We start from the raw sequence: 19,415 nt of genomic DNA on the forward strand, positions 1-19,415 counted from the left end.
CCGCTTCCTTCAGAAATCCGATGATCTGCTCTTCCGAATACCGCTTCTTCACGTCCGACCTCCTGGGGTCTTGGGTCGGACTCTAAACCACGGTGCTACTCAATTTTGGGGTAACGTCGCAGGGTAACGCCGCTGTTCGAGGATGATTCGTCCTCAGTATCGTCAAACAGCCCCCACTGCAAAATGGCGAGCCCTCCTAGGGGCTGAATTTAGTGGCTCCGAATCTGCTCGGACTCAACGCCGATATCTTCCAATCGCTTCCTCTGCCTCACAGATAGTCTTACCCATGATTTATAGATTTCGCGCCAAGTCTTAGCTTGGAAGCTCTTGGCGACGGAGCGGAATGGCACCCCGTCCAGCTTGCCCTCATACAGGCAAAGCCTACGATTGAAGGCACGCTCGTTGAAGCGCTTCTGGCCAGCCTGCTTGTAGCGCGCAACCGCCGCCGCGTTCTGCTGCATCAGCGGCACGTAAACGCGGCTCACCTCCGCCAGCAGCGGGGCGAGATCGTCATGCAGGGCCAGTTCTGGCTTTGGGGTGCTGCCGAATTCATGGCGGTGCAGCCGCTGCACCCACTCATGCGTGCTTGGCGCCGTGGCGGCGATGAAGCGGTTGGCCGAAGGATCGGGCAGGTTCATGCCGATCTGGCCGTAAAGGGAGAAGTCCGCCAGCGTGGGGACGTTGCCGAACAGGTAGGGGCGCCGGCTGAAGATGGGCTCCAGCGCGAGCAGGATGCGGCGGTAGCTTTCTTCCAGCAGGGCATGCGTGGGCGGGAAGCCCTCGCGCGAGGGCGGCTGGCGCTCCGGGGGCAGGCCGGGGATGTGGAAACCCTGTGGCGCGACGCTGAAGAGGTAGGGCAGGCGGCGCACCTGGCGGGCGCTGAAGAAGTCCGCGACCGGGGCGTCGCGGCCCAGCAGGGTCCAGCGCAGTTCGTGGCCCAGGCGCTGGCCGGCGTTGTTGTCGATGGCGGAGACCTTCCAGCGGAAGTGGTGGACCAGGTACAGCATCCACTCGTCCGCGAACTCGTCCAGCAGCTTCACGACGAAACGCAGCGCGGGGTCGGCCGGGATCAGGGGCGTGGGGGCGGTGCCGCGCTGGTCCAGCCATTCGCCGATGGCGGAGGAGTCGTAAAGATTCTCGCCGTTTGGCCCGAACAGGAAGGGGACCAGGGGGAACTCGTCATCCTCCGTCATCTGCGGCCAGGTAAGCGGCAGCAGTCCGCGCACCAGCCGCTCCTTGCGGAGAGTGATGCGCATGTTGTCCAGCCAGCCGCCCTCTTCCGGCAGGAAGCGATACGGCAGGCCCTTGTAGCGGGCCATGGCCAGCAGCTTGAGCGTGAAGGGCGACAGCTCCGACCCGTAAACCGTCCAATTCTTGTTCATGGGGCAGACTATTGGGCAAAGGCCCGGGGCGGGCAATGACCGGGGAGGTTATGGGTCACTTCTCTGCTCCCGTCCTTGCGCCGAAGAGCCGGGTGCGCCGCGCCAGCAGCAGGATGACGCTGGGCCAGAACAAGGTGTTCCAGATGTCATGCAGGCTGGCACCCCATTGCAGGCGGTGGCGGGTGACCCAATCATTTCGCAGGTCCACCAGCTCCACGATGATGGCCACTGCCAGGACAAGGAGCCAGGGCAGCCACGAGCGTAGGGGCTTGCGGAAGATCAGCGCAGAGATGAAGAGCGTGGCGAGTCCGGCGTAGACATGCAGCGCGTCACGATCCAGCCCGGTGGCGGACATGATGACGAGCTTCGTGGATTGAAAGGTGATGTGTTCCATAGCGGACATGCTCCTTCATCCGGCCATGGCTGGCCAGACGCTGGAGAGCGCTTTCACAATTCCTGCACGAAGCTCCACGGGATTTGCACGACGGCTGCGCGGCAGCGGCACGGGGAGTGGCGATGCTGGGAGGCATGCACTCTCTGCCTATCTCACGACTTTCCTGTTCACAGCGGCCGGCACCACGATTGGGCCGCGCTGCGGATGGGCATCTGAGCCTGCACTGCGGGCCTTCACGGCGGCGCAAGCTCAAGGCCTGGGTGCTGCTGCGGCTGCGCTATGGCTTTCAACCGGCGGTGGGCGATGAGAGCCGCCTGCTGGTCTGGGGAGCAATCCGGCTGCGTGTGCTGGAGGGACCTGAGCTGACGCTGGTCTCGGATTCCGCTGTCGGTGATGTGTTGCTGCGGGGGCTGTGCGGGGAGCTGTAGGCCTGGCAAAGGCCGTTCATGCTTCGACAAGCTCAGCATGAACGGCCTTAGGGTTCTCAAGCCTGCGGAGGAAACTCCGCGTACTGCGGTGCGCTGCCGCCGATGTGGTCCCAGCTCGCCTTGGAACCGACGAAGATGTGCATCTCGATCTGCACTCCAGGGTCGCCGTCCACGCTGCCTAGGGTGACGCCGTGGACCTTGCCCTCATGCAGGCCACAGAGCGTGGACCCGCAGCTCTTGCAGAAGCCCATACCCCAGCCGGGCGTGGTCTCGTATTGCGTGAGGCTGTCCTGGCCCGAGAGCCAGGTGAAGGAGCCGGGCACTACCTCCGCGTAGGCGGAGCCGGTGCCGCTGAAGACCTTGCGGCAACGCGAGCAATGGCAACTGCGGCCGGGGCCTAGGGGTTGATCGATCTGGTAACGAATCTGGCCGCAGAAGCAGCCGCCGGTGAGTGCCATGGGTCTTCCTTCCTGGATGTTGTTATTGGAATGGCGGCGGTTTTTTGCATGAGCCTGCATGCGTAGATTTTTGGCCGAGCAGCAAGAACAAATCCGCCCGTACTTCGACAGGCTCAGTACGAACGGATTTGAGGAAACGACTACGCCGCGCGCTCTTCCTTGATCCCGGTCCAGCTCCCCACATCGATCGGCCCGCTGGCCGGCTCGATACGCACCGGGATGCCGGTGAGGTGCGCCATGCCGGAGACGGACTCCACCGCGTCAGGCCCGTCCGCTGCCAGCAGGTTCACGTTGGCGCCGCCCAGGCTGCTGGCGATGCGCATGCCCTTGGCGTTCTGGTGGCCCCAGCCGTGGGGGATGGCGACGGTCCCGGGCATGAGGGTTTCCAGCAGCTTCACCGGCAGACGGATGGTGTTGGTGCGGGAGTGGATGTCGGCCACGGACTTTTCGCCCAGGCCCTTGGCCTGTGCGTCTTCGGGGTGCATGTAGAGGTAGTTGGTCTGGCCCATCTCGCCGTTGGTGAGCTCGGCGATGTTCTGCGTCCAGGAATTGTGGGTGCTGTGCATGCGCTTGGAGATCAGGCGCAGTTCGCCGCGAGCGTAGCTGGCGCTCTCGTCGGCGAAGATGGTCTCCAGCCGCGCGGTCTGCTGCATGAGCATCTCGGGGGCGAGGTGGACCTTGCCGTCGTCGGTCACGCAGCGCTTGCCGAGGTAGCTCTCCGGCTTGGGGCCGCCGCGCCAGGGCAGGCCCTGGGGCTGCTGGATGATGTCCTTGAACTTGCCGAGCTTGGCGGAGCGCAGGATCAGGTCCAGGATCAGGCGGATGGGCAGCGAGGGCTGCTTGCCGCGGCGCCAGGGGGCGTTGCCCCAGATCATGAGTTGCATGATCCACTGCAGCGGCTTGGCACCGAACAGGCTGACACCGCAGGCCCGCGCGAGCTGGGTGTAGAGGGTAGCCTCGTCGCGCTGCTCGCCGGTGGGCTCGACCACGGCGTCGGTCGCGGCGATGTAGGGGCGCGACTGCATGCCCAGGAACAGTGGGAAGACGAAGGGCAGGTCCGCGCGCTCCAGCGGCGAGGTGGCGGGCAGCACGTAGTGCGCGAGGCTGGCGGTCTCGTTGAGGTAGATGTCGGTCACCACCAGCAGTTCCAGCTCGCCCAGGGCTTTGCGCAGGCGCGCGGCGTTGGGCATGGTCATCAGCGGGTTGCCGCCGGTGACGAACAGGGCCTTGATCTGCTCGGTGCCGGGCTTGAGGATCTCGTCGGCGAGGATGCCGCCGGGAAAGCCGCCGTTGAGCGCGCGGAACTCGCCGACGCGCGAGCGCTGCACGCGATCAAACAGCTTCTCCTTCTTGGCGTAGGCGGCGAAGTCGAACATGCCCTCGCCCAGCAGCACGCCGCCGCGGCGATCCAGGTTGCCGCTGATGGCGTTGATGACGTCGGCGATCCACTGCGCGAGCGTGCCGTGCTTGCCCATGCCCAGGCCGGTGCCGGTGACGATGGCGGAGGCACCGGCGCCGATGTAGTCCGCGACGATGGCTTTGAGCGCGGCGGGCTCGATGCCGGTGAGGGTGGCGGTCTTCTCCGCCGGCCAGGCCTGGGCCAGGCGCTCCACGTCATCCAGCCCGGTCATGTAGCGCTGGGCGCGCTCGCGGTCCACGCCACCCTGCAGGAAGAGCTCGTGCAGGAAGGAGAGGAAGAAGAAGACGTCGGTATTCGGGCGGATGAACTGGTGGGCGTCGGCCACCTTGGCGGTTTCGGTCTCGCGCGGGTCCACCACCACGATGCGGCCGCCGCGCTTGCGCACTTCCTTGAGACGCTTGCCGGGGTGGGCCACCTGCAGGAAGGTCCACTTGGAGACGATGGGGTTGGTGCCCACGATCAGCATGTACTTCACGTGGTCCAGGTCCACCACCGGCTGCGTGAAGGGGAAGCCGTACATCTCGGTGGCGGAGGCGAAGCGGTTGGCGCAGTCCTGCGTGGAGGACGAGAACATGCTGCGCGAGCCCACGCCTTTCATGAAGCCTTCCGCGAACACGGGGTGCAGCAGGCTGAAGCCGGCGGCGGTGCCGACATACATGGAGATGGCGTGCGGGCTGACGGCGCGCAGGCCTTTGACCTTGGCGCCGATCTCGGAGAGGGCCTGCTCCCAGCTGATGCGCTCGTAGCGGTCACCCACGCGCTTGAGCGGATACTGCAGGCGGTCCGGGGAGTCGTACATCTTGTGCTGGTTCAGGCCCTTCATGCAGGCGAACCCGTCGGTGCCGATGTGGCCCTTGTTGGGGCTCAGATCGACGATCTTGCCGCCCTCCACCTCGGCCACCAGGCCGCAGGATGCTTCACAAATCCGGCAAAACGTGTGTTTCGTCTCGCTCATGGCTGCAGTCTCCCCATTCTCCTGGGGCCACCCTACGCGCCTGCGAGGGTCGGGGACTCATCCGGGGGGAGTAGATGGGGCTGAGTGAATGGGGGCTCGCCAGGACGGCAGCTGTTCACCCTTCGACAGGCTCAGGGCGAACGGCAATTTCGGGGGAGCTTTGCCAGGGGCGCGCCCCCTCACCCTCGGCAACTGCTCCATGCGTTGCCCCACCTCGGGCATCCATGCCCTTGTTTCCCTCTCCCCGCGCGCGGGGAGAGGGAAACAAGAAAAAGCTCCGGGTGGGCCGGCGCGGTGCTGGCGGTGCCGGGACTGGATACCGGCTTTCGCCGGTATGACGGCAGCGCTTGTAGCCTGGTTTCGCGTAGCGAAGGGGGGCGTGGCTTGCGGGTGCGGCCCCGGCTTGCCTGTGGCAAACCGGGCTACGAGGTGGCACTCAGATCAGGCGCCAGAAATGCGGTGACGCGGATATCCATGAAAAAAGCCCGCCAGGATTCCTGGCGGGCTGGGAGACAAACGGACTGTTTCTCAGGGCGCGGATGGGGCGGCGGGCTCGGCGCCGGCCAGCGCGGCGAGGCGCGGCAGCTGCGAGGTCACGCGGCGGTCGTGGGAGGGCACGATGAGCAGCTTGGGGTTGGCGGCCTGCAGCTGGTGGAGTTGCACCAGCACGCCGCGCAGGGTGGCGGGGTCGTGGTCCACCATGTTGCGCGACATCCAGGGCTTTTCGGCGGGGATGTCCACGCCCTCCTTCTGCCAGGCGAGATCGCCGATCAGGGCATAGTCGCGCTCGGCGCCGCGCAGGAAGGCGATCACGGCGCCAGGCGTGTGGCCGCCGGCCGGCACCAGTACGACGCTGCCGTCGCCGAAGACGTCATGGCTGGCGGGGAAGCCGGCGTAGGCCGGGCCTTCGAAGGCGTAGGTCTGGAACTTGTCGACACCGAAGCTGCGCGCCAGCGTAGTGGCCTCGCCGCCGTGCTCGATGAAATCACGCTCGGCCTGGTTCACGTAGACCGGTACACCCGGCAGGTCCGGCAGCGCGCCGACGTGGTCCCAGTGCGAGTGCGTGAGGAAGATGCCCTTGAGGCTGGCGGGGGCGATGTGAGCGGCGGCGAGCTGCTCGGTGAGCCGTTGCGCGGGGTGAACCTTGGAGACGCTGCGCATCAGCCGCGGCACGGTCTTGAAGTGCTCGCTCAAGTGACTGCCGAAGCCGGCCTCGAACAGGATGGTGCCCTGTGGGTGGCGGATGACGAAGACATCCATGCCGAACAGGCGCTTCTCGAAACTGCCGCCGCGGTAGGCGAACAGCGCGTTGGATTCCATGGAACCGGTTTCCGCCACGGCGAGCTGCACGCGCTGCGCCGGCGCGGGCGGCAGCACGGGGCCAGGTTCTTGCGGCACCGGCAGCGGGGCGGGGGTGAAGGTCCAGGCGAAGGCGGCGGCGCCAACGAGCAGGGCGGTCAGCGAGAGGGCGGCGAGTTTGCGGGCCATGGGTTCTCCTTGGGTTTTGTTGTTGTGTCTAGGCAGCAGCGCGGAAATCGGGTTGCAGCGGAAGAGCCCACCCGTCCTTCGACTGGCTCAGCTCGAGTGGACTTTCAAGGATCGGCATATCAGGTCTTGCCCGCCATCCAGTGCCGATACTGGCGCGTGCGGCGCGCCACGTCGAAGCGCTCGATCAGCAGGGCCTTGAGTGGCGAGACGCCAGGGCGCGGGCGGCGGCCGTGGCTCAGTTCACGCATCTGGTACTTCACGCTGGCCATGTAGGCGCGCGCGGCGAGCAGCTTGTGCTTCCAGCGGATCGGCGGCACGGCGGCGCTGGCATCTCTCTCGCCGGCCTGCCAGCGACGCGGCAACTGCGGGTCCAGCGCCAGGGCGGTGCCGATGCCCACGGCGCCGAGGCCGGCTTGCAGCACCTGCTCCGCCACGGCCAGGCGGCGCACGCCGCCGGTGACCATCAGCGGCATGCGCGCGGTGCCCAGCATCTGCTGCGCGAATTCCAGGAAGTAGGCCTCGCGCGCCAGCGTGCGGCCGTCGCGTGCGTCGCCCTGCATGGCGGGGGCCTCGTAGCTGCCGCCGGAGAGCTCGACCAGATCCACCGGCAGTTCGTTGAGCCACTCCAGCACGCGGCGCGCGTCCTCGGTGTCGAAACCGCCGCGCTGGAAGTCGGCGGAATTGAGTTTCACGGCGACGCAGAAGCCGGGGCTCACGGCGGCGCGCACGGCCTTGACCACCTCCAGCAGCAGGCGCGCGCGGTTTTCCAGGCTGCCGCCCCAGCGGTCCTCGCGGCGGTTGGTCAGCGGCGAGAGGAACTGGCTCAGCAGGTAGCCGTGCGCGGCATGGACCTGCACGCCGCTGAAGCCGGCCTGCTCGGCCAGGCGCGCGGCGTTGGCGAAGCGGGCGATGACGTCGGCGATCTCGGGCTCCGTCATGGCGCGCGGCATGGGGAACATGCGCGACAGCGCGCCCAGGTCCAGCGCGATGGCGGAGGGCGCCACGGTCTCCTGCCCCATGCTGGCCAGCGCCTGCCGGCCGGGGTGGTTGAGCTGCAGCCAGAACTGCGCGCCGCCGCTGCGGCCGGCCTGGGCCCAGGCGCGGAAGCGGTCCAGGTGCTGCGGGCTTTCCAGCACGACGCCGCCGGGGCCGGTGAGGGCGCGGCGGTCCACCATGACGTTGCCGCTGATCAGCAGGCCGGCACCGCCCTCGGCCCAGGCGCGGTAGAGCTGCAGGTGCTGGGCGGAGGGGGCATGGTCGGCGTCGGCCATGTTTTCTTCCATGGCGGCCTTGGCGATGCGGTTGGGCAGCGTGGCGCCGTTGGGCAGGACCAGGGAGGTGAAGGCGGTCATGTAGAGGTGTCCGGGAAGGCTCTAGGGGGTGGTATACCGCAAAGCCTAAGGTTAAAGTTAGGTTTAATGTCAACTGGCGGGGGCGGGCGGGATGAAGATCGGCGAACTGGCGGAGCGCAGCGGGCTGGCAGCATCGCGCATCCGCTTCTATGAGTCGGCCGGCCTGCTCAACGCGGTGGAGCGCGGCGCCAACGGCTACCGGCGCTACGGGGCGGAGGCACTGGGCATCCTGGAGATCATCACCAGTGCGCAGACCTGCGGCTTCACGCTGGACGAGATCCGCCCGCTACTGCCGGTGCCGCAGGGCGAGACCTGGCAACAGCAGGAGTTGCTGGAAAGCCTGCGCCGCAAGCTGGCCGAGATCGAGCAGATGCAGAAGCGGCTGGCCCACAACCGCCGCCGGCTGATGGGCGTGATCGCCAGCATCGAGAACAAGCCGCAGGATATCAGTTGCACGGACAACGTGCAGCGGGTGCTGGCGAAGATCCGCTGAGGCCTGGCCGTCATGCCGGCGGACGCCGGCATCCGATGCGAGTCCTCCGTTCATGCTGAGCCTGTCGAAGCACGAACGGATTCAGACCGCTCTGGTTACCCGGTGCCGCCCACCCTTCGACAGGCTCAGGGCGAACGGCACTCCATCCTCCCTTTACCGCAGCAGCTCCACGTCGTCGTCCTTGCGCGGCGTGCCGCCGGCCAGGCTGTCGCGCACGAACTTGATGTGGCGGCGCATGATGTAGCTCTGGTCGGCGAAGGCGCCGGGCATCTTCACGTTGATCACCGACTTCTCGATCTCGTCCAGGCGCTGCACCAGCGCGGCGCGCTGTTCCGGTGTCAGCGGCTCCTGCGCGGCGCGCTCCAGGGCCATCATCTCGCCGTAGCGCTTGTACAGGCGGCGGTTGACGCGCCAGGCGTAGATGGCGGGGGCGAAGCGCATGCCGGGGATCAGGATCACCAGCAGCGGGAAGATGATGACCAGCGCGCGGTTGACCAGGCTGGCCAGCCAGAACGGCAGGAAGCGATAGGCGTAGCTCTTGCCGGACTTGTAGTAGCGCGCGGCATCGTCGCTCATCGGGTAGTCGTGCTCGATGGGATGCGGGAACTCTCGCGGGTTCTGCATCAGCGAGGAGCGGCTGTGGATCTCCTGCGCGGCTTCCACCAGCAGGTCCGACAGCGCCGGGTGCAGGTCGCGGTTCGCCAGCAGCTCCACGGTGGGCGCCATCATGGTGATGCGGTGATCCGGCAGGTTGGTTCCGAGGTCGAAGGCGCCGGGCGGCAGCTCCAGGCGGTTGAGATAGCGGAAGCGGCGCTCGTAGGCCTCGCCCTGGGCGCTGAAGTCGAACAGGCGGACGCCCGGCTCGCGCAGCAAGCTGCGCACGGTCTTGATGGCGGCGGAGTCGCCGGAGAGAAAGATGGCGTCCACCTGCCCGGCGCGCAGCGCTTCACGCGCGGCCTCGCCTTCCAGGTCCAGGAATTGGGTCTTGCCCACGCCCGGCTCCAGGCCGTTGCCCTTGAGCAGGGCCAGCGCGAGGAAGCGCGTGCCGCTGCCCTGCCGGCCGATGGCGATGCGCATGCCGTCCATCTGCGACAGGCGCTCGAAGGCCTTGTCGGATCGGTAGAAGATCGACACCGGCTGGCGGAACATGGTGCCGAGCGAGACCAGCTCGTCGGTGCCGGTCTCGCGCGTGACGCCGGACTGCACGAAGGCGAGGTCCACCTCGCCGTCCACCAGCTTGTCCAGGCTGTCGGCCGAGCCCAGCGAGGGCAGGATTTTCAGCTCCACGTCGTTGCGCGCCAGGATCTTCTGGTACTGCTCGGCGATGTTGCGGAAGTTGCTGCCCTCCGGCCCGCCGGCGATGGTGAGCGAGCTGGGCGGCGCGGGCCGCACGAAGTACAGCGCGGCGCCGACCGCCAGCGCCGTGAGCAGCACGATGGGGCCGATGGTGGCCACGGCATCGCGCCAGGACACCACAGACACGGGCCTCAGGCCCAGCAGGCGGCGGCGGGCGGTCTCGATCTTCTTCTCGCGGGTGGCTTCTTTCTCGGCCATGGCAGCGTCCTTGTGCGTTGGAGACGAAGCCTGCACCAGAACGCGCAGCCGCGCCAAGCGCGACAGGCTTAATGCACGGCCCTGGGCTGGTGTACCTCGGGCCTACAGGAAGCGCGCGGGAACCTGGTCGGCATAGGGGAAATACTGCAGCCACGGCTTGGCCTCCTGCAGCACGCGCTGCACCGAGGCGCGTTGCAGCAGGCGCTCGAAGTAGGCGGCCAGCGCGGCATGCTGCGGCCCGAAGGGTTGGAGGATGTGGGCGTAGAACAATGACGGCGCCGCGGCGCAGTCCGCCACGGTGAAGGCCGGGCCGGCGGCCCAGGGCTGCGCCGCGAGCTGCCGCTCCGCCATGCCGTAGGCCATGTCCAGCAGCTGGCGCGCTTCCCGCACGCTGGTCTCGTCACGCTGGCCCTCGGGGCGCAGGCGGTCGGCGACGATGCGCTGCATCGGCGTCATCACGTACTGGTCGAACAGGCGGTCCCACAGCCGCGCCTGCAATTGCAGCTCCGGGTCGGCCGGGAAGAGCGCGGGCGCACCTGGATGCAGGCGGTCCAGGTACTCCAGCATGATGCTGGTCTCCGGCACCACGCGGCCCGCGGCGCGGTCTTCCAGCAGCGGGATCTTGGCGGTGGGCCACAGCTCCGCGTAGGACTGGCGCGCCTGCGGATCACCCAGGTTCACTACGCTCGGCTCGAAGGGTATGCCCTTCTCGTAGAGGCCGATCAGCACCTTGTGGCAGTAGGACGACAACGGGTGCAGGTGCAGGATCAGGTCGGTCATGACGAAAGCTCGTGTGGTTCCGGCGCGGCGGTGGCGATGCTGCCCTCTACTTGGCCGCCCGCGTCCACGGTCATCCAGGGCAAGCCCAGTTCTTCCAGCCACTGCCGGCCCTGTGCGCCCTTGAGCATGGCGATGGTGGTGGCGGTGCCGGCGACCAGGCATTGCTCGGCCAGCACGCTGACGCTGGCGAGGCCCTCGATGGGCCAGCCGCTGCGCGGATCGAGGATGTGGCTGTAGCGACGGCCGCCGAGCTCGAAGTAGCGCTCGTAGTCGCCGCTGCTGGCGATGGCGCCGCCGCGCAACTCTACGCCGGCCACCGGCAGATCCGGCGCGCGCGGGTGGCGGATGCCCACGCGCCAGGGCTTGCCGTCCGGCTGCGGGCCGAGCACACGGATGTCGCCGCCCAGCTCCACCAGGGCGTCGCTCACGCCGCTGGCGATGAGCGCGGCGGCGGCGCGGTCGGCGGCGTATTCCTTGCCGAAGCCGCCGAAGTCCAGCTCCATGCCCTTGAGCGGCAGCACCAGACGCGGCCGCTGCCATTGCAGCTTGTCCCAGCCCACCAGCGGCAACAGCGCGTCGAGCTGCGACTGTTGCGGCAGCTTGCGCGCCTTGAAGTCCCAGGCGCGGCGCAGCACGCCGGAGGTGGCGTCGAACAGGCCATCACTCTGCTCGTGGGCCGCGGCGGCGTAGTCCAACAAGGCGGCGGTCTCGGGATCCACCTCGATGCCCTGGGCGTTGCCGGCGCTGGCGTTGATGCGGGAGACGACGCTGTCGTCGCGGTAGCGCGAGTACTTGGCCTCGATACGCTGCACCTCGGCCTGTGCGGCGGCGGCGGCGCGGCGCAACGAGTGGTCGTCGGGCGCGAACAGCTGCAGCGAGCAGGGCCCACCCATGGCGAGGAAGCTGAAGTGCTGGAAGCGCATGGGGAAAGCTTACCCTGCCTACTGGCGGAGTATCTTGTCCATCGCCTTGCCCTTGGCGAGCTCGTCGATGAGCTTGTCCAGGTAGCGGATGTTCCGCATCAGCGGGTCTTCCACTTCCTCCACCCGCACGCCGCAGACCACGCCCTTGATCAGCGCGGTGTTGGGATGCATGGCGGGGGCCTGGGCGAAGAAGGACTGGAAGTCCTTGCCCTGCTCGATCTGCTGTTGCAGCGCCGCCGGCTCGTAGCCGGTCAGCCAGCAGATGATGCGGTCCACCTCTTCGCGGCTGCGGCCCTTGCGCTCGGCCTTCTGCACATACAGCGGATACACGCTGGAGAATTTGGTGGTGAAGATGCGGTGTCCGGACATGGCTTTTCCCCGGTCGGGCCCGTGCGCCTAGCCGCAGCGCCCCTCAACGCGGTGGGCGATGACGTAGCCCTGGCGGTTCATCAGCCAGAAGTGCACGCAGGACTCGCTGACATCCGGGCGCGGATAGCGGTACTCCAGCCGATTCTGGTCCTGCTTCACGATGCTCTTCGGCGGGCCCCAGACCTTGACCAGTTCGGAGGCCGGGCGGCCGAACCAGCGCTCCATCTCGCTATCGCGCGGCGGATCGTGCGAGCAGCCCGCTGCGCACACGACTGCCGCAAGAAGCACGACGACGATGTTCCTGTTGAATGTCATGGGATCGGCTGAGGCGCGGATGGGCGTGGGGCGATGCGGTCTACTATCGCGCCTTCGAACTTGGACAACAAGGGAGCAAGCCCGAAGCCCCGCTGATTGGAGAAAGCAAAAGGCCCTCATTCTTGCGAATGAGGGCCTTCAGGGACCGAAGTAACGCGGAGTGCTACTCGAAGCGGTACGTCAGCCGGAACTGGATGCTCCAGTAGTCGATCAGCGCCGGGTTCTCCACGTCCACCTTCTTGAGGGCGAAGTCCTTGCTGGCCTTGTAGTACTCGGCGCCGCCGCCGATGGCCCAGGGGCCCACGGCCTTGCTCAGGTCCACGCGAGCGGAGAGTGCGCCGTAGGGCGAGAGGCGGTAGTCGCTGGAGGCGTAGCCGTCGCTGCGCGCACCCGCGTAGTAGGGCGCGTAGAAGTCGGCCTGGCTCTGGGAGTACCAGCGCAGCGAAGGCGTGAGGCGGATGTTGTCGGGCAGCACCTTGGCGAAGGCGACTTCCACGGTATGGGCGTCGATCTCCCAGTCGTCATGGAAGTAGCGGTAGTCCAGGTGCAGGGCACCGTTGTACTGCTGCAGGTAGTGGCGCAGCTTGCCGCTGAGGGCGAAGGACTGGCGCGTGTCGGGACGGCTGTCGGCCACCAGCGTGCCGCCGACAGAGGCGAGCTTATAGGGGTCGCTAAGGAAGCCGTCGTGGTTCTGGTAGCTGAGGCTGCCCTGCACCACGGTGTTGGCGTTGAGCACCATGGCGGCGCCGCCGAACACGGTGATGCTGCGCTTGTCGTCCTTGGTGGTGCTGACCGGCGTGGCGCCCTGGGTGGGCTTCAGCGTGTCGTCGGAGTAGCCGACGCCGCCGGTCCAGGTGATGCCGGTGCGCTCGTCTTCCAGCTCCAGCTCGACGCCGGCATTGATGGCCTCGTAGTCGTCCTCGGTGGAGTAGCCCAGGCTGAAGGCGGTCTGGAAAGGGGCGATGGGCAGGGAGTAGGTGCCCTGCACGTCGATACGCTCTTCGCGGATGCTGGCGCCGCTCATGGCGACCACCGGCTTGCCGTTGGCGTCGGGCGTGATGTACCAGGGCGAGGCGCCGCTCATGGTCTCGTAGGTGAGATTCACGCCGATGGCGCGGTCGCCTTCCTGCGGCGCGACGACGCGGAACATGTGCGAGTAGATCTCGTAGCGGTCCGAGGCGCCGCTGCTCTTGTTGCTACCGGAGATGTCACCTTCCTTGTAGTAGCTGAAGAGATAGTCGGACTGGATCTCGGCGGCCATGGCGGCGCCGGGCAGGGCCAGCGCGGCTTGCGTGAGCGCGGCAAGGGCCTTGGATGTCTTGGTCTTGGTGGTCATGGGTTCCCCCTTGTTTCTTTCTTATCTGCTGACGGTTTGGGTCTGGCGGGTGCGGTCAACGCCTTCGCGCGTATCGCTACGCTAGGATCCCCGGCGCCCCAGCGCCGTGGGCCCTCCACGCGGCGATACGCTTTAATTGCAACCGCAACCACCACCACCGATCGTGGCGCCACCGCTGGCGGCTTCCTTGCTGAACTGCACCTGGCGGCGGTACTCGGACATCAGCGGATCCGGCTCGAAGGCCATCTCGGACTTGGCGAGCGTGCCGCGCTGCCAGGGCTGCACGTCCTGCCTGGCGGTGGTGGCGCAGCCGGACAGCAGCGAGACGGCGAGCAATGCGCCGCAGAACAGGTTCAGCCTCATGGTTTCTCCCCCAGGGTTTTGTCTATCAGCGCTTCAAGCGCCGGCATATCCGAAGTCCTGAATCCTTCGTGCACGTAACGCACGATACCGTCCCGGCCGATCAGGTAGCCAGAGGGCATGGTCGGCAGGTCGAAGCGCTCGGGCCAGGTGCCGGCCGGGTCGTAGACCACCGGGAAGCTCACCGGGCGGCGCTTGAGTGCGCGGTCGGCCTCGGCGCGGTCGGCGTCCACGTTGACGCCCAGAACCACGAGGCCACGCTTGGCCCACTGCTGGTAGAGGCGTTCGTATTGCGGCATGGCCTGGCGGCAGGGCGCGCACCAAGAGGCCCAGAAGTCCACGTAGACCACCTTGCCGCGGTAGTCCTTGAGATTCACGGTCTGCTGCGCGGCGTTCGGCGCGGACAGCGGCGGCGCGGCCTCGCCCGCCTTCACGGCATGGCTGACGGGTGATGCCAGCATCAGGGCCAGGGCCAGGCCCAGGGCGATTCGCATCCTGCTCTCCTCCAACGGCACGGCCGCCTTCCCTCTGCGGGGCTGGTCCACGGCATCATCGCATCCTCCCCGGGCCGGGGCGACGGGGCGATATTCCTAGCGGTCAGGCGATTGATAATTCAGGACAGCCGGCCCGGGATGGCCCCGTCGGAATGCGGGGGCTTTTCATTTGGGGCCACGGGCTGCCGGGCGGCAGTGGGGAGCGCCCGGCTTCGCTGCGCGAAACCAGGCTGCGGGGTCAATGGCGCGCTCAGGCCTTGCGGCGGAAGGCGTCGTCGTAGAGCGTGAGGTCGGGCAGCTTCAGCGGCTCAGCGCCTTCGAAACCGGGCGCCAGGCGCGCGCGCCACTGGTCCATCAGCGCGGCGCGGGCCTCGGGCTTCAGGTAAGGCACGTGCCAGGCGGCGAAGGTGGGCAGCACGTCCATGCCGACGTAGCCGAGTGTGCCCTGGGTGATGGGCTTGAGCATGGCGGACAGCTCGCCGTGCACGCCGCCCTCGCTGAGCATGTCCTCGCGGCCGCCGAGTGTCAGCGCGACCATGGCCTTCTTGCCGCGCATGCCGCCCTGGGCGTAGATGCGCTTGCCGCCGTAGAACACGCCGGAGATGAAGACGCGATCGATCCAGCCTTTCATGATCGCGGGCACGGAGAACCAGAACAGCGGGAAGTTGAGGATCAGCAGGTCGCAGGCCTTCACTTTCTCGATCTCGTCGCGGATCTGCGGATCGATGCTGCCGGCCTCGAAGGCGCTGCGCTGTTCCAGTGCGTAGGTCAGGTAGTCCGGGTTCTTGCGCGTGCCGAAGTCGGCGGCGCTGGCCACGGGATTGAAGCCCTGCTGGTAGAGGTCCGACACGACCACGCTGTGGCCCTGCTCGCGCAGCACGTCGGCTGCGGTGCTGCACATGGAGGCGCAGAAGGACTGGGGCTCGGGATGGGCGTGGACGATCAGGACGTTCATGGGGGATCTTGTGATTCTTGGGAGGACGACAGCTTAGCGGATGAGTCCCGCTCGGGAACTGATTCGGGGGACAGCTCGCATCGTCATGCCGGCGAAAGCCGGCAACCAGTCCCGGCATGTCTGGCATGGATCGCACTCGCAGGACTGGATATGGCTTTCGCCGTTATGACAGTTGAGAGGGCCTAGCCGTTTACGTTCAGCCGCCAGGCCTCCGGGGCCGCGTCCGGCCGGCGCAGCAGGTGCCGGCGCAGCCAGCGCGCGGCTCCGGCGATGCCGAGCATGAGCAGCGAGCCGACGATGCAGCAGGCCATGGCGGCTGCGGCCCTAGTGGATCGGCACGACGCGCAGGTCCTGCATGCGGTCGAGGTCCACGTGCAGGGCGGCACGGCCCTGTTCGTCGGCGCGCAGGCTGGTCTCGGTGCCGCCGATCACGCGGTATTCCGCGCCGGGCCGCAGCTGCGACAGGCCCAGCGGGAAGCGCCCGCCGCCGGCACCAGGGGCCAGGCGCAGGAACAGGGCCTGGCCATCCGACACGGCGCCGGCCACCAGCACCTGCGGATAGCTGGCGTCCTGCAGCAGCGGACCGCGGCGCCAGGGCTCGGGCATGCCGACCGAGACCAGGTCATGGAAGCCGTTGCCGCGCAGCACGCGCGCAGCGTGGATCACGGCGTGGGCGCTCACCGAGCCGCCCTTGTAGTGGCGCACGCCGCCGATGACTTCGCTCTCGAACTCGGCATCGACGCGCGCGAGCAGGCCGTCGGCCACTTCGTCGTCGCCCATCTCGCGGGCGGAGGCGGCAACCAGGGCGTAGGTGGTGAGCAGGCTGCGGCGGTAGTTGCCGAAGTCGATCTTGTCCCAGCCGTTGACCTTGAGCTGCACCTGGCCGCGCTCCAGGCGGATCAGGTCATGGCGCACGATCTCCCAGCTGCGGCGCGCGAGTTCCGGCAGCACGGGGTGGATGAACAGGGCGGTGACGGCGTCGGCCATGGTCGCGGTGAGCGCCGGCACGGTCATGCCGGTGTAGTAGTCGCGGATGGCGGTGATGCGGCCGTTCTGCGTGACGAACTCGTTCTCCAGGCTGGCCTGGTAGCGCTCGCGCACTTCTTCCCACCAAGTGGTGCCGAAGTGGCGGTCATGGCACTTGAGCGACAGCGCGCCAAAGTTGTTGCAGATGGGGTAGATCCAGCGCGGCTCGCAGGGGAACAGGCAGAAATCGGAGGCCGCCATGTTGCGGCGGATGATCTGGCAGATGTCGGTGAAACTGGACTCGTAGACCTGGCCCGAGGGGTGCTCGAGGCGGATGGAACCGGGGCGGCTGAAGCGCTCATTGCCGGTGTTGCAGAGGTCGATACCCAGCATGCCGCCGTACCAGCCGTAGTACATGATGTTGTCGCGGGCGAAGGGGTCCGGGTTGCTGCGCAGGTTGCCCCACATGTTTTCCAGGCGCCAGTAGCTCCAGGCGCGATGGTCCATCATCTTGCGCGCGAGGTTCTGCTGGCCCTGGTCCATGTAGCCGCGAAAGGCCGGCGTGCGCGTGTAGGTGTGCATGCCCAGCATGTAGGACAGGTTGCACACTTGGTAGCGCTTCGCCGCCTCGCGGAACTCGTCGATGATGTCGAAGCCGCCGAAATCCGCCACCGGCTGCAGCGAGCGGTCCAGCAGGAAACGCCATAGCGGCAAGTCCTGCTCCTTCAGCGGCTCTACCTTGGGCAGGCCGCTGCTGGCGTCCAGCACGGTGGTAACGGTGGTGCGCTTGCCGGCGAGGTAGCCGTTGATGCGCTCGCGCTCGGCGCGCAGCCAGGGCAGGCGGCGGCGCATCATCACCACGACCAGGCCCAGGGCGGCGAGGCTGCCGGCGGGCAGCCAGGCGCGGGCGTCCGCCCAGAAGGCGGCGGTGGACAGTGCGCCACTGCGGCACATGGCCATCATGGAGACGATGCCGGCCGCTCCGGACCAGTGGTCCATGGCCGCGGCGGCCACGGCGCTGCCGAGCCATACGATGACCGGCGCCAGCAGGTTGCCGGTGGCCACCCACAGGAACAGCGCGAGCAGGAACAGGAACAGGGTGCCGGCGACCAGGCCGACGTGCAGCAGCGCGGCGCCGGCACCGCCGGCATGGAACAGGAAGCCACCGCCAGGCACGACCAGGCCGAGGCCAAAGGACGCCCACTGCGGATCGCTGCCCCAGGCCAGCGCGGTGCCCAGCGCGACCAGGGCGAGATAGACCAGGGCCGTGCGGCGCCAGCGCGCGCTGGTCACCGGGCCGGCCAGGCCCTTGCCCGCCGGGATCAGGGGAACCGGGTTGCCCTGCGTGCGGAAGCCATGGGCGTTGGTCGCGGTGGAGGAATTCATGTGCCGTCTCCCTGGTAGCCGACCTTGTCGATCTGCGGGGCGCCGCGGCCGTATTCGCGGCCGAAGAAATCCGTGATGTGGCGCTCACCCGGATCCGGCAATAGGCGCTTGGCCAGGAACAGCGCGCGCACGCCCTGCGTGGCCATGGCGTTCTGGAAGGCGCTGGGCTCGGGCAGGCGCAGGGCGCGGCGCAGCTCGGGGTCGATCATGGCGTGGAACACGCCGGTGCCGAAGCCGTGCAGGGGAGCGGGGAACCAGTAGTCCGCCCACTCCCGCGCCAGGGCCGCAGTGATGTCGCTGCACTCCGTCGTGGGCTCGAAGCGGCGTCGCTCGAAGTCCCGCATCCACGCCAGGAACTCCGCGCGCGACGGGGGGATATCGCGGATCTGCATGAGTTCACCAATGGCACGCCAGAAGCGGTACTGCGCCTCGCACTCCTTTTCGCCCAGGCCGCCGCTGCCCATGTAGCGCTGTGAGATTCGCTCCGGCAGGCAGGACAGCGTCGCCAGGGTGTACAGCGACATTTCGTTCTCGATGGGGAAGTTGGCGTGGATGCGCAGCAGGCGATCCACGATGCGGCGCGTGGGCTCGCCTTCGCCATGACGGTAGAGCTCGCCGAAGAAGGTCAGCGAGTCGAAGTTGCGCTTGCGCGTGTCGCGCAGGATCGGCCCGCGGCCGCCGCGGTGGAGGATGCGCGCCATGGCGGGCATGCCGACGTTGTAGACGAAGGCCACCGAGAACAGGCCGTGCAGGAACATCGGCATGCCATAACGCACCACGAACGACAGTTGCGCGATGCGGTGGTAGTCCCGCTCGACGTCCAATGCTGCGATCTCGTCCCGCGCCCAGGTCCACTTGGCGGCCATGGCGTCTTCTCCTCTTGTAATGGGGCCCACCTTAATGCGACTATTTAGTCGCATTCAATTCGCATTTCAGGGCATGCGCAAGACACCCCGCCAGCACCGCTCCCGCGCCATGGTCCAGGACCTGGTGGAGGCGGCGGCCATCACCATCGCCGAGGAAGGCCTGGAGGCCGCGACGGCGGCGCGCATCGCCGCGCGCGCGGGCGTCAGCGTGGGCTCGCTGTACCAGTACTTCGAGCGCAAGGAGGACCTCTACGCCGCCGTGCTGGCGCAGATCGCCGGCGAGCTGAAGGCGGTGGTGGGCCGGCAGCTCGGCAGCCTGTCGCCCAAGGGTATCCACGACTTCGTCAGCGACCTGCTGCACGACGTCTGGACGCTGCTGGAAGCCCATGACGGGCGCTACATGCACATCTCGCGCTACTGGGCGCAGCTCGACAGCGCTACGGTGATGAACGAGCTGGAGGCGCAGATGCACACGGCGCTGGCGGTGTACCTGATGCAGAACCCGCCGACGCAGCCGATCCAGGACCTGCAGGCCAAGATCTACGTGCTGATCAACAGCGTGCTGTTCACCACCGTGCGCTACATCAGTGACCCGGCGCCGCATGTCTCGCGCGAGCAGGTGATCGAGACCTTTGCCGCGATGTCGGCGCAGCTGGTGGGCGAGCAGCGCGTGGGCCGGCCTGCCGGCGAAGGGACGAGCCGCTAGCGCCTTGCGGGCGCCGCCCCAATCCAAGGATCATC

21 protein-coding genes are annotated in these 19,415 nt (G+C 67.6%); 3 read left to right on the forward strand and 18 right to left on the reverse strand.

Features of this window, described 5'->3' with window-relative positions; genetic code table 11:
* Positions 1-209 precede the first annotated feature (209 nt).
* Together QT386_RS19290 and QT386_RS19295 are read right to left on the reverse strand one after the other, a co-directional pair.
* Entirely contained in the window at positions 210-1,382 is a 1,173-nt protein-coding gene (locus tag QT386_RS19290; protein ID WP_289275384.1) for a glutathione S-transferase family protein, read from the reverse strand.
* A 55-nt stretch (positions 1,383-1,437) separates the two neighbouring features.
* Complete coding sequence (locus QT386_RS19295; protein WP_289275385.1) at positions 1,438-1,776, reverse strand: hypothetical protein; 339 nt, start codon at positions 1,774-1,776, stop codon at positions 1,438-1,440.
* A gap of 188 nt (positions 1,777-1,964) precedes the next feature.
* On the opposite strand from QT386_RS19295, the gene QT386_RS19300 reads away from it, so the two are divergent.
* Positions 1,965-2,204: a hypothetical protein gene (locus QT386_RS19300; RefSeq protein ID WP_289275386.1), complete on the forward strand. Its 240-nt coding sequence runs from the start codon at positions 1,965-1,967 to the stop codon at positions 2,202-2,204.
* Between the two features lie 56 nt (positions 2,205-2,260).
* On the opposite strand, the gene QT386_RS19305 is transcribed toward QT386_RS19300, so the two are convergent.
* The 4 genes from QT386_RS19305 to QT386_RS19320 form a co-directional block, all read right to left on the reverse strand.
* Entirely contained in the window at positions 2,261-2,662 is a 402-nt protein-coding gene (locus QT386_RS19305) for a GFA family protein (protein WP_289275387.1), read from the reverse strand.
* Between the two features lie 140 nt (positions 2,663-2,802).
* Complete coding sequence (locus QT386_RS19310) at positions 2,803-5,037, reverse strand: molybdopterin-dependent oxidoreductase (RefSeq protein ID WP_289275388.1); 2,235 nt, start codon at positions 5,035-5,037, stop codon at positions 2,803-2,805.
* Between the two features lie 528 nt (positions 5,038-5,565).
* On the reverse strand, positions 5,566-6,525 hold the full coding sequence (locus tag QT386_RS19315; protein WP_289275389.1) for an MBL fold metallo-hydrolase: 960 nt from the start codon (positions 6,523-6,525) through the stop codon (positions 5,566-5,568).
* 119 nt (positions 6,526-6,644) lie between these two features.
* Entirely contained in the window at positions 6,645-7,877 is a 1,233-nt protein-coding gene (locus tag QT386_RS19320) for an NADH:flavin oxidoreductase/NADH oxidase family protein (RefSeq protein ID WP_289275390.1), read from the reverse strand.
* 91 nt (positions 7,878-7,968) lie between these two features.
* Between QT386_RS19320 and QT386_RS19325 the strand changes: the two genes are divergently transcribed.
* A complete protein-coding gene (locus tag QT386_RS19325) occupies positions 7,969-8,370 on the forward strand; it encodes a MerR family transcriptional regulator (RefSeq protein WP_289275391.1) in 402 nt (133 codons plus the stop codon).
* Between the two features lie 153 nt (positions 8,371-8,523).
* Here the strand turns inward: QT386_RS19325 and QT386_RS19330 are convergent, their stop codons facing one another.
* From QT386_RS19330 to QT386_RS19385, 12 genes are all read right to left on the reverse strand, one after another.
* Positions 8,524-9,924 carry a TAXI family TRAP transporter solute-binding subunit gene (locus QT386_RS19330; RefSeq protein ID WP_289275392.1) on the reverse strand — a complete coding sequence of 467 codons (1,401 nt, stop codon included), beginning with the start codon at positions 9,922-9,924 and terminating at the stop codon, positions 8,524-8,526.
* 102 nt (positions 9,925-10,026) lie between these two features.
* Entirely contained in the window at positions 10,027-10,704 is a 678-nt protein-coding gene (locus QT386_RS19335) for a glutathione S-transferase family protein (protein ID WP_289275393.1), read from the reverse strand.
* Positions 10,701-11,627, reverse strand: a complete 927-nt coding sequence (locus tag QT386_RS19340; RefSeq protein ID WP_289275394.1) for an FAD:protein FMN transferase — start codon at positions 11,625-11,627, stop codon at positions 10,701-10,703. The genes QT386_RS19335 and QT386_RS19340 overlap by 4 nt, the downstream gene beginning before the upstream one ends.
* An 18-nt stretch (positions 11,628-11,645) precedes the next feature.
* Entirely contained in the window at positions 11,646-11,996 is a 351-nt protein-coding gene (locus QT386_RS19345) for a DUF2200 domain-containing protein (protein ID WP_289275395.1), read from the reverse strand.
* Positions 11,997-12,023: 27 nt separating this feature from the next.
* On the reverse strand, positions 12,024-12,311 hold the full coding sequence (locus tag QT386_RS19350) for a hypothetical protein (protein WP_289275396.1): 288 nt from the start codon (positions 12,309-12,311) through the stop codon (positions 12,024-12,026).
* A gap of 163 nt (positions 12,312-12,474) precedes the next feature.
* Positions 12,475-13,647: a DUF3570 domain-containing protein gene (locus tag QT386_RS19355; protein ID WP_289275397.1), complete on the reverse strand. Its 1,173-nt coding sequence runs from the start codon at positions 13,645-13,647 to the stop codon at positions 12,475-12,477.
* A gap of 132 nt (positions 13,648-13,779) precedes the next feature.
* The gene (locus QT386_RS19360; protein ID WP_289275398.1) at positions 13,780-14,010 is read right to left on the reverse strand and encodes a DUF4266 domain-containing protein; all 231 of its coding nucleotides are present in this window, start codon (positions 14,008-14,010) and stop codon (positions 13,780-13,782) included.
* Positions 14,007-14,501, reverse strand: a complete 495-nt coding sequence (locus tag QT386_RS19365; RefSeq protein WP_289275399.1) for a peroxiredoxin — start codon at positions 14,499-14,501, stop codon at positions 14,007-14,009. The genes QT386_RS19360 and QT386_RS19365 overlap by 4 nt, the downstream gene beginning before the upstream one ends.
* Positions 14,502-14,751: 250 nt before the next feature.
* Positions 14,752-15,456 (reverse strand): NAD(P)H-dependent oxidoreductase, encoded by a 705-nt coding sequence (locus QT386_RS19370; RefSeq protein ID WP_289275400.1) that lies wholly within the window; start codon positions 15,454-15,456, stop codon positions 14,752-14,754.
* A gap of 182 nt (positions 15,457-15,638) precedes the next feature.
* Positions 15,639-15,767, reverse strand: a complete 129-nt coding sequence (locus QT386_RS19375; RefSeq protein WP_289275401.1) for a hypothetical protein — start codon at positions 15,765-15,767, stop codon at positions 15,639-15,641.
* Positions 15,768-15,780: 13 nt separating this feature from the next.
* Positions 15,781-17,808 carry a hypothetical protein gene (locus tag QT386_RS19380; RefSeq protein WP_289275402.1) on the reverse strand — a complete coding sequence of 676 codons (2,028 nt, stop codon included), beginning with the start codon at positions 17,806-17,808 and terminating at the stop codon, positions 15,781-15,783.
* Positions 17,805-18,674 (reverse strand): oxygenase MpaB family protein, encoded by an 870-nt coding sequence (locus QT386_RS19385; protein WP_289275403.1) that lies wholly within the window; start codon positions 18,672-18,674, stop codon positions 17,805-17,807. The genes QT386_RS19380 and QT386_RS19385 overlap by 4 nt, the downstream gene beginning before the upstream one ends.
* Positions 18,675-18,747: 73 nt before the next feature.
* Between QT386_RS19385 and QT386_RS19390 the strand changes: the two genes are divergently transcribed.
* A complete protein-coding gene (locus QT386_RS19390; protein WP_289275404.1) occupies positions 18,748-19,380 on the forward strand; it encodes a TetR/AcrR family transcriptional regulator in 633 nt (210 codons plus the stop codon).
* The last annotated feature ends 35 nt before the right edge of the window (positions 19,381-19,415 follow it).

This window comes from Solimonas sp. SE-A11 (genome assembly GCF_030345715.1).
Classification (GTDB): domain Bacteria; phylum Pseudomonadota; class Gammaproteobacteria; order Nevskiales; family Nevskiaceae; genus Solimonas_A.

Coding starts and splice junctions, on each gene's coding strand:
- QT386_RS19290 (WP_289275384.1), bottom strand. CDS start 1,382: ATGAACAAGAATTGGACGGTTTACGGGTCGGAGCTGTCGCCCTTCACG.
- QT386_RS19295 (WP_289275385.1), bottom strand. CDS start 1,776: ATGGAACACATCACCTTTCAATCCACGAAGCTCGTCATCATGTCCGCC.
- QT386_RS19305 (WP_289275387.1), bottom strand. CDS start 2,662: ATGGCACTCACCGGCGGCTGCTTCTGCGGCCAGATTCGTTACCAGATC.
- QT386_RS19310 (WP_289275388.1), bottom strand. CDS start 5,037: ATGAGCGAGACGAAACACACGTTTTGCCGGATTTGTGAAGCATCCTGC.
- QT386_RS19315 (WP_289275389.1), bottom strand. CDS start 6,525: ATGGCCCGCAAACTCGCCGCCCTCTCGCTGACCGCCCTGCTCGTTGGC.
- QT386_RS19320 (WP_289275390.1), bottom strand. CDS start 7,877: ATGACCGCCTTCACCTCCCTGGTCCTGCCCAACGGCGCCACGCTGCCC.
- QT386_RS19325 (WP_289275391.1), top strand. CDS start 7,969: ATGAAGATCGGCGAACTGGCGGAGCGCAGCGGGCTGGCAGCATCGCGC.
- QT386_RS19330 (WP_289275392.1), bottom strand. CDS start 9,924: ATGGCCGAGAAAGAAGCCACCCGCGAGAAGAAGATCGAGACCGCCCGC.
- QT386_RS19335 (WP_289275393.1), bottom strand. CDS start 10,704: ATGACCGACCTGATCCTGCACCTGCACCCGTTGTCGTCCTACTGCCAC.
- QT386_RS19340 (WP_289275394.1), bottom strand. CDS start 11,627: ATGCGCTTCCAGCACTTCAGCTTCCTCGCCATGGGTGGGCCCTGCTCG.
- QT386_RS19345 (WP_289275395.1), bottom strand. CDS start 11,996: ATGTCCGGACACCGCATCTTCACCACCAAATTCTCCAGCGTGTATCCG.
- QT386_RS19350 (WP_289275396.1), bottom strand. CDS start 12,311: ATGACATTCAACAGGAACATCGTCGTCGTGCTTCTTGCGGCAGTCGTG.
- QT386_RS19355 (WP_289275397.1), bottom strand. CDS start 13,647: ATGACCACCAAGACCAAGACATCCAAGGCCCTTGCCGCGCTCACGCAA.
- QT386_RS19360 (WP_289275398.1), bottom strand. CDS start 14,010: ATGAGGCTGAACCTGTTCTGCGGCGCATTGCTCGCCGTCTCGCTGCTG.
- QT386_RS19365 (WP_289275399.1), bottom strand. CDS start 14,501: ATGCGAATCGCCCTGGGCCTGGCCCTGGCCCTGATGCTGGCATCACCC.
- QT386_RS19370 (WP_289275400.1), bottom strand. CDS start 15,456: ATGAACGTCCTGATCGTCCACGCCCATCCCGAGCCCCAGTCCTTCTGC.
- QT386_RS19375 (WP_289275401.1), bottom strand. CDS start 15,767: ATGGCCTGCTGCATCGTCGGCTCGCTGCTCATGCTCGGCATCGCCGGA.
- QT386_RS19380 (WP_289275402.1), bottom strand. CDS start 17,808: ATGAATTCCTCCACCGCGACCAACGCCCATGGCTTCCGCACGCAGGGC.
- QT386_RS19385 (WP_289275403.1), bottom strand. CDS start 18,674: ATGGCCGCCAAGTGGACCTGGGCGCGGGACGAGATCGCAGCATTGGAC.
- QT386_RS19390 (WP_289275404.1), top strand. CDS start 18,748: ATGCGCAAGACACCCCGCCAGCACCGCTCCCGCGCCATGGTCCAGGAC.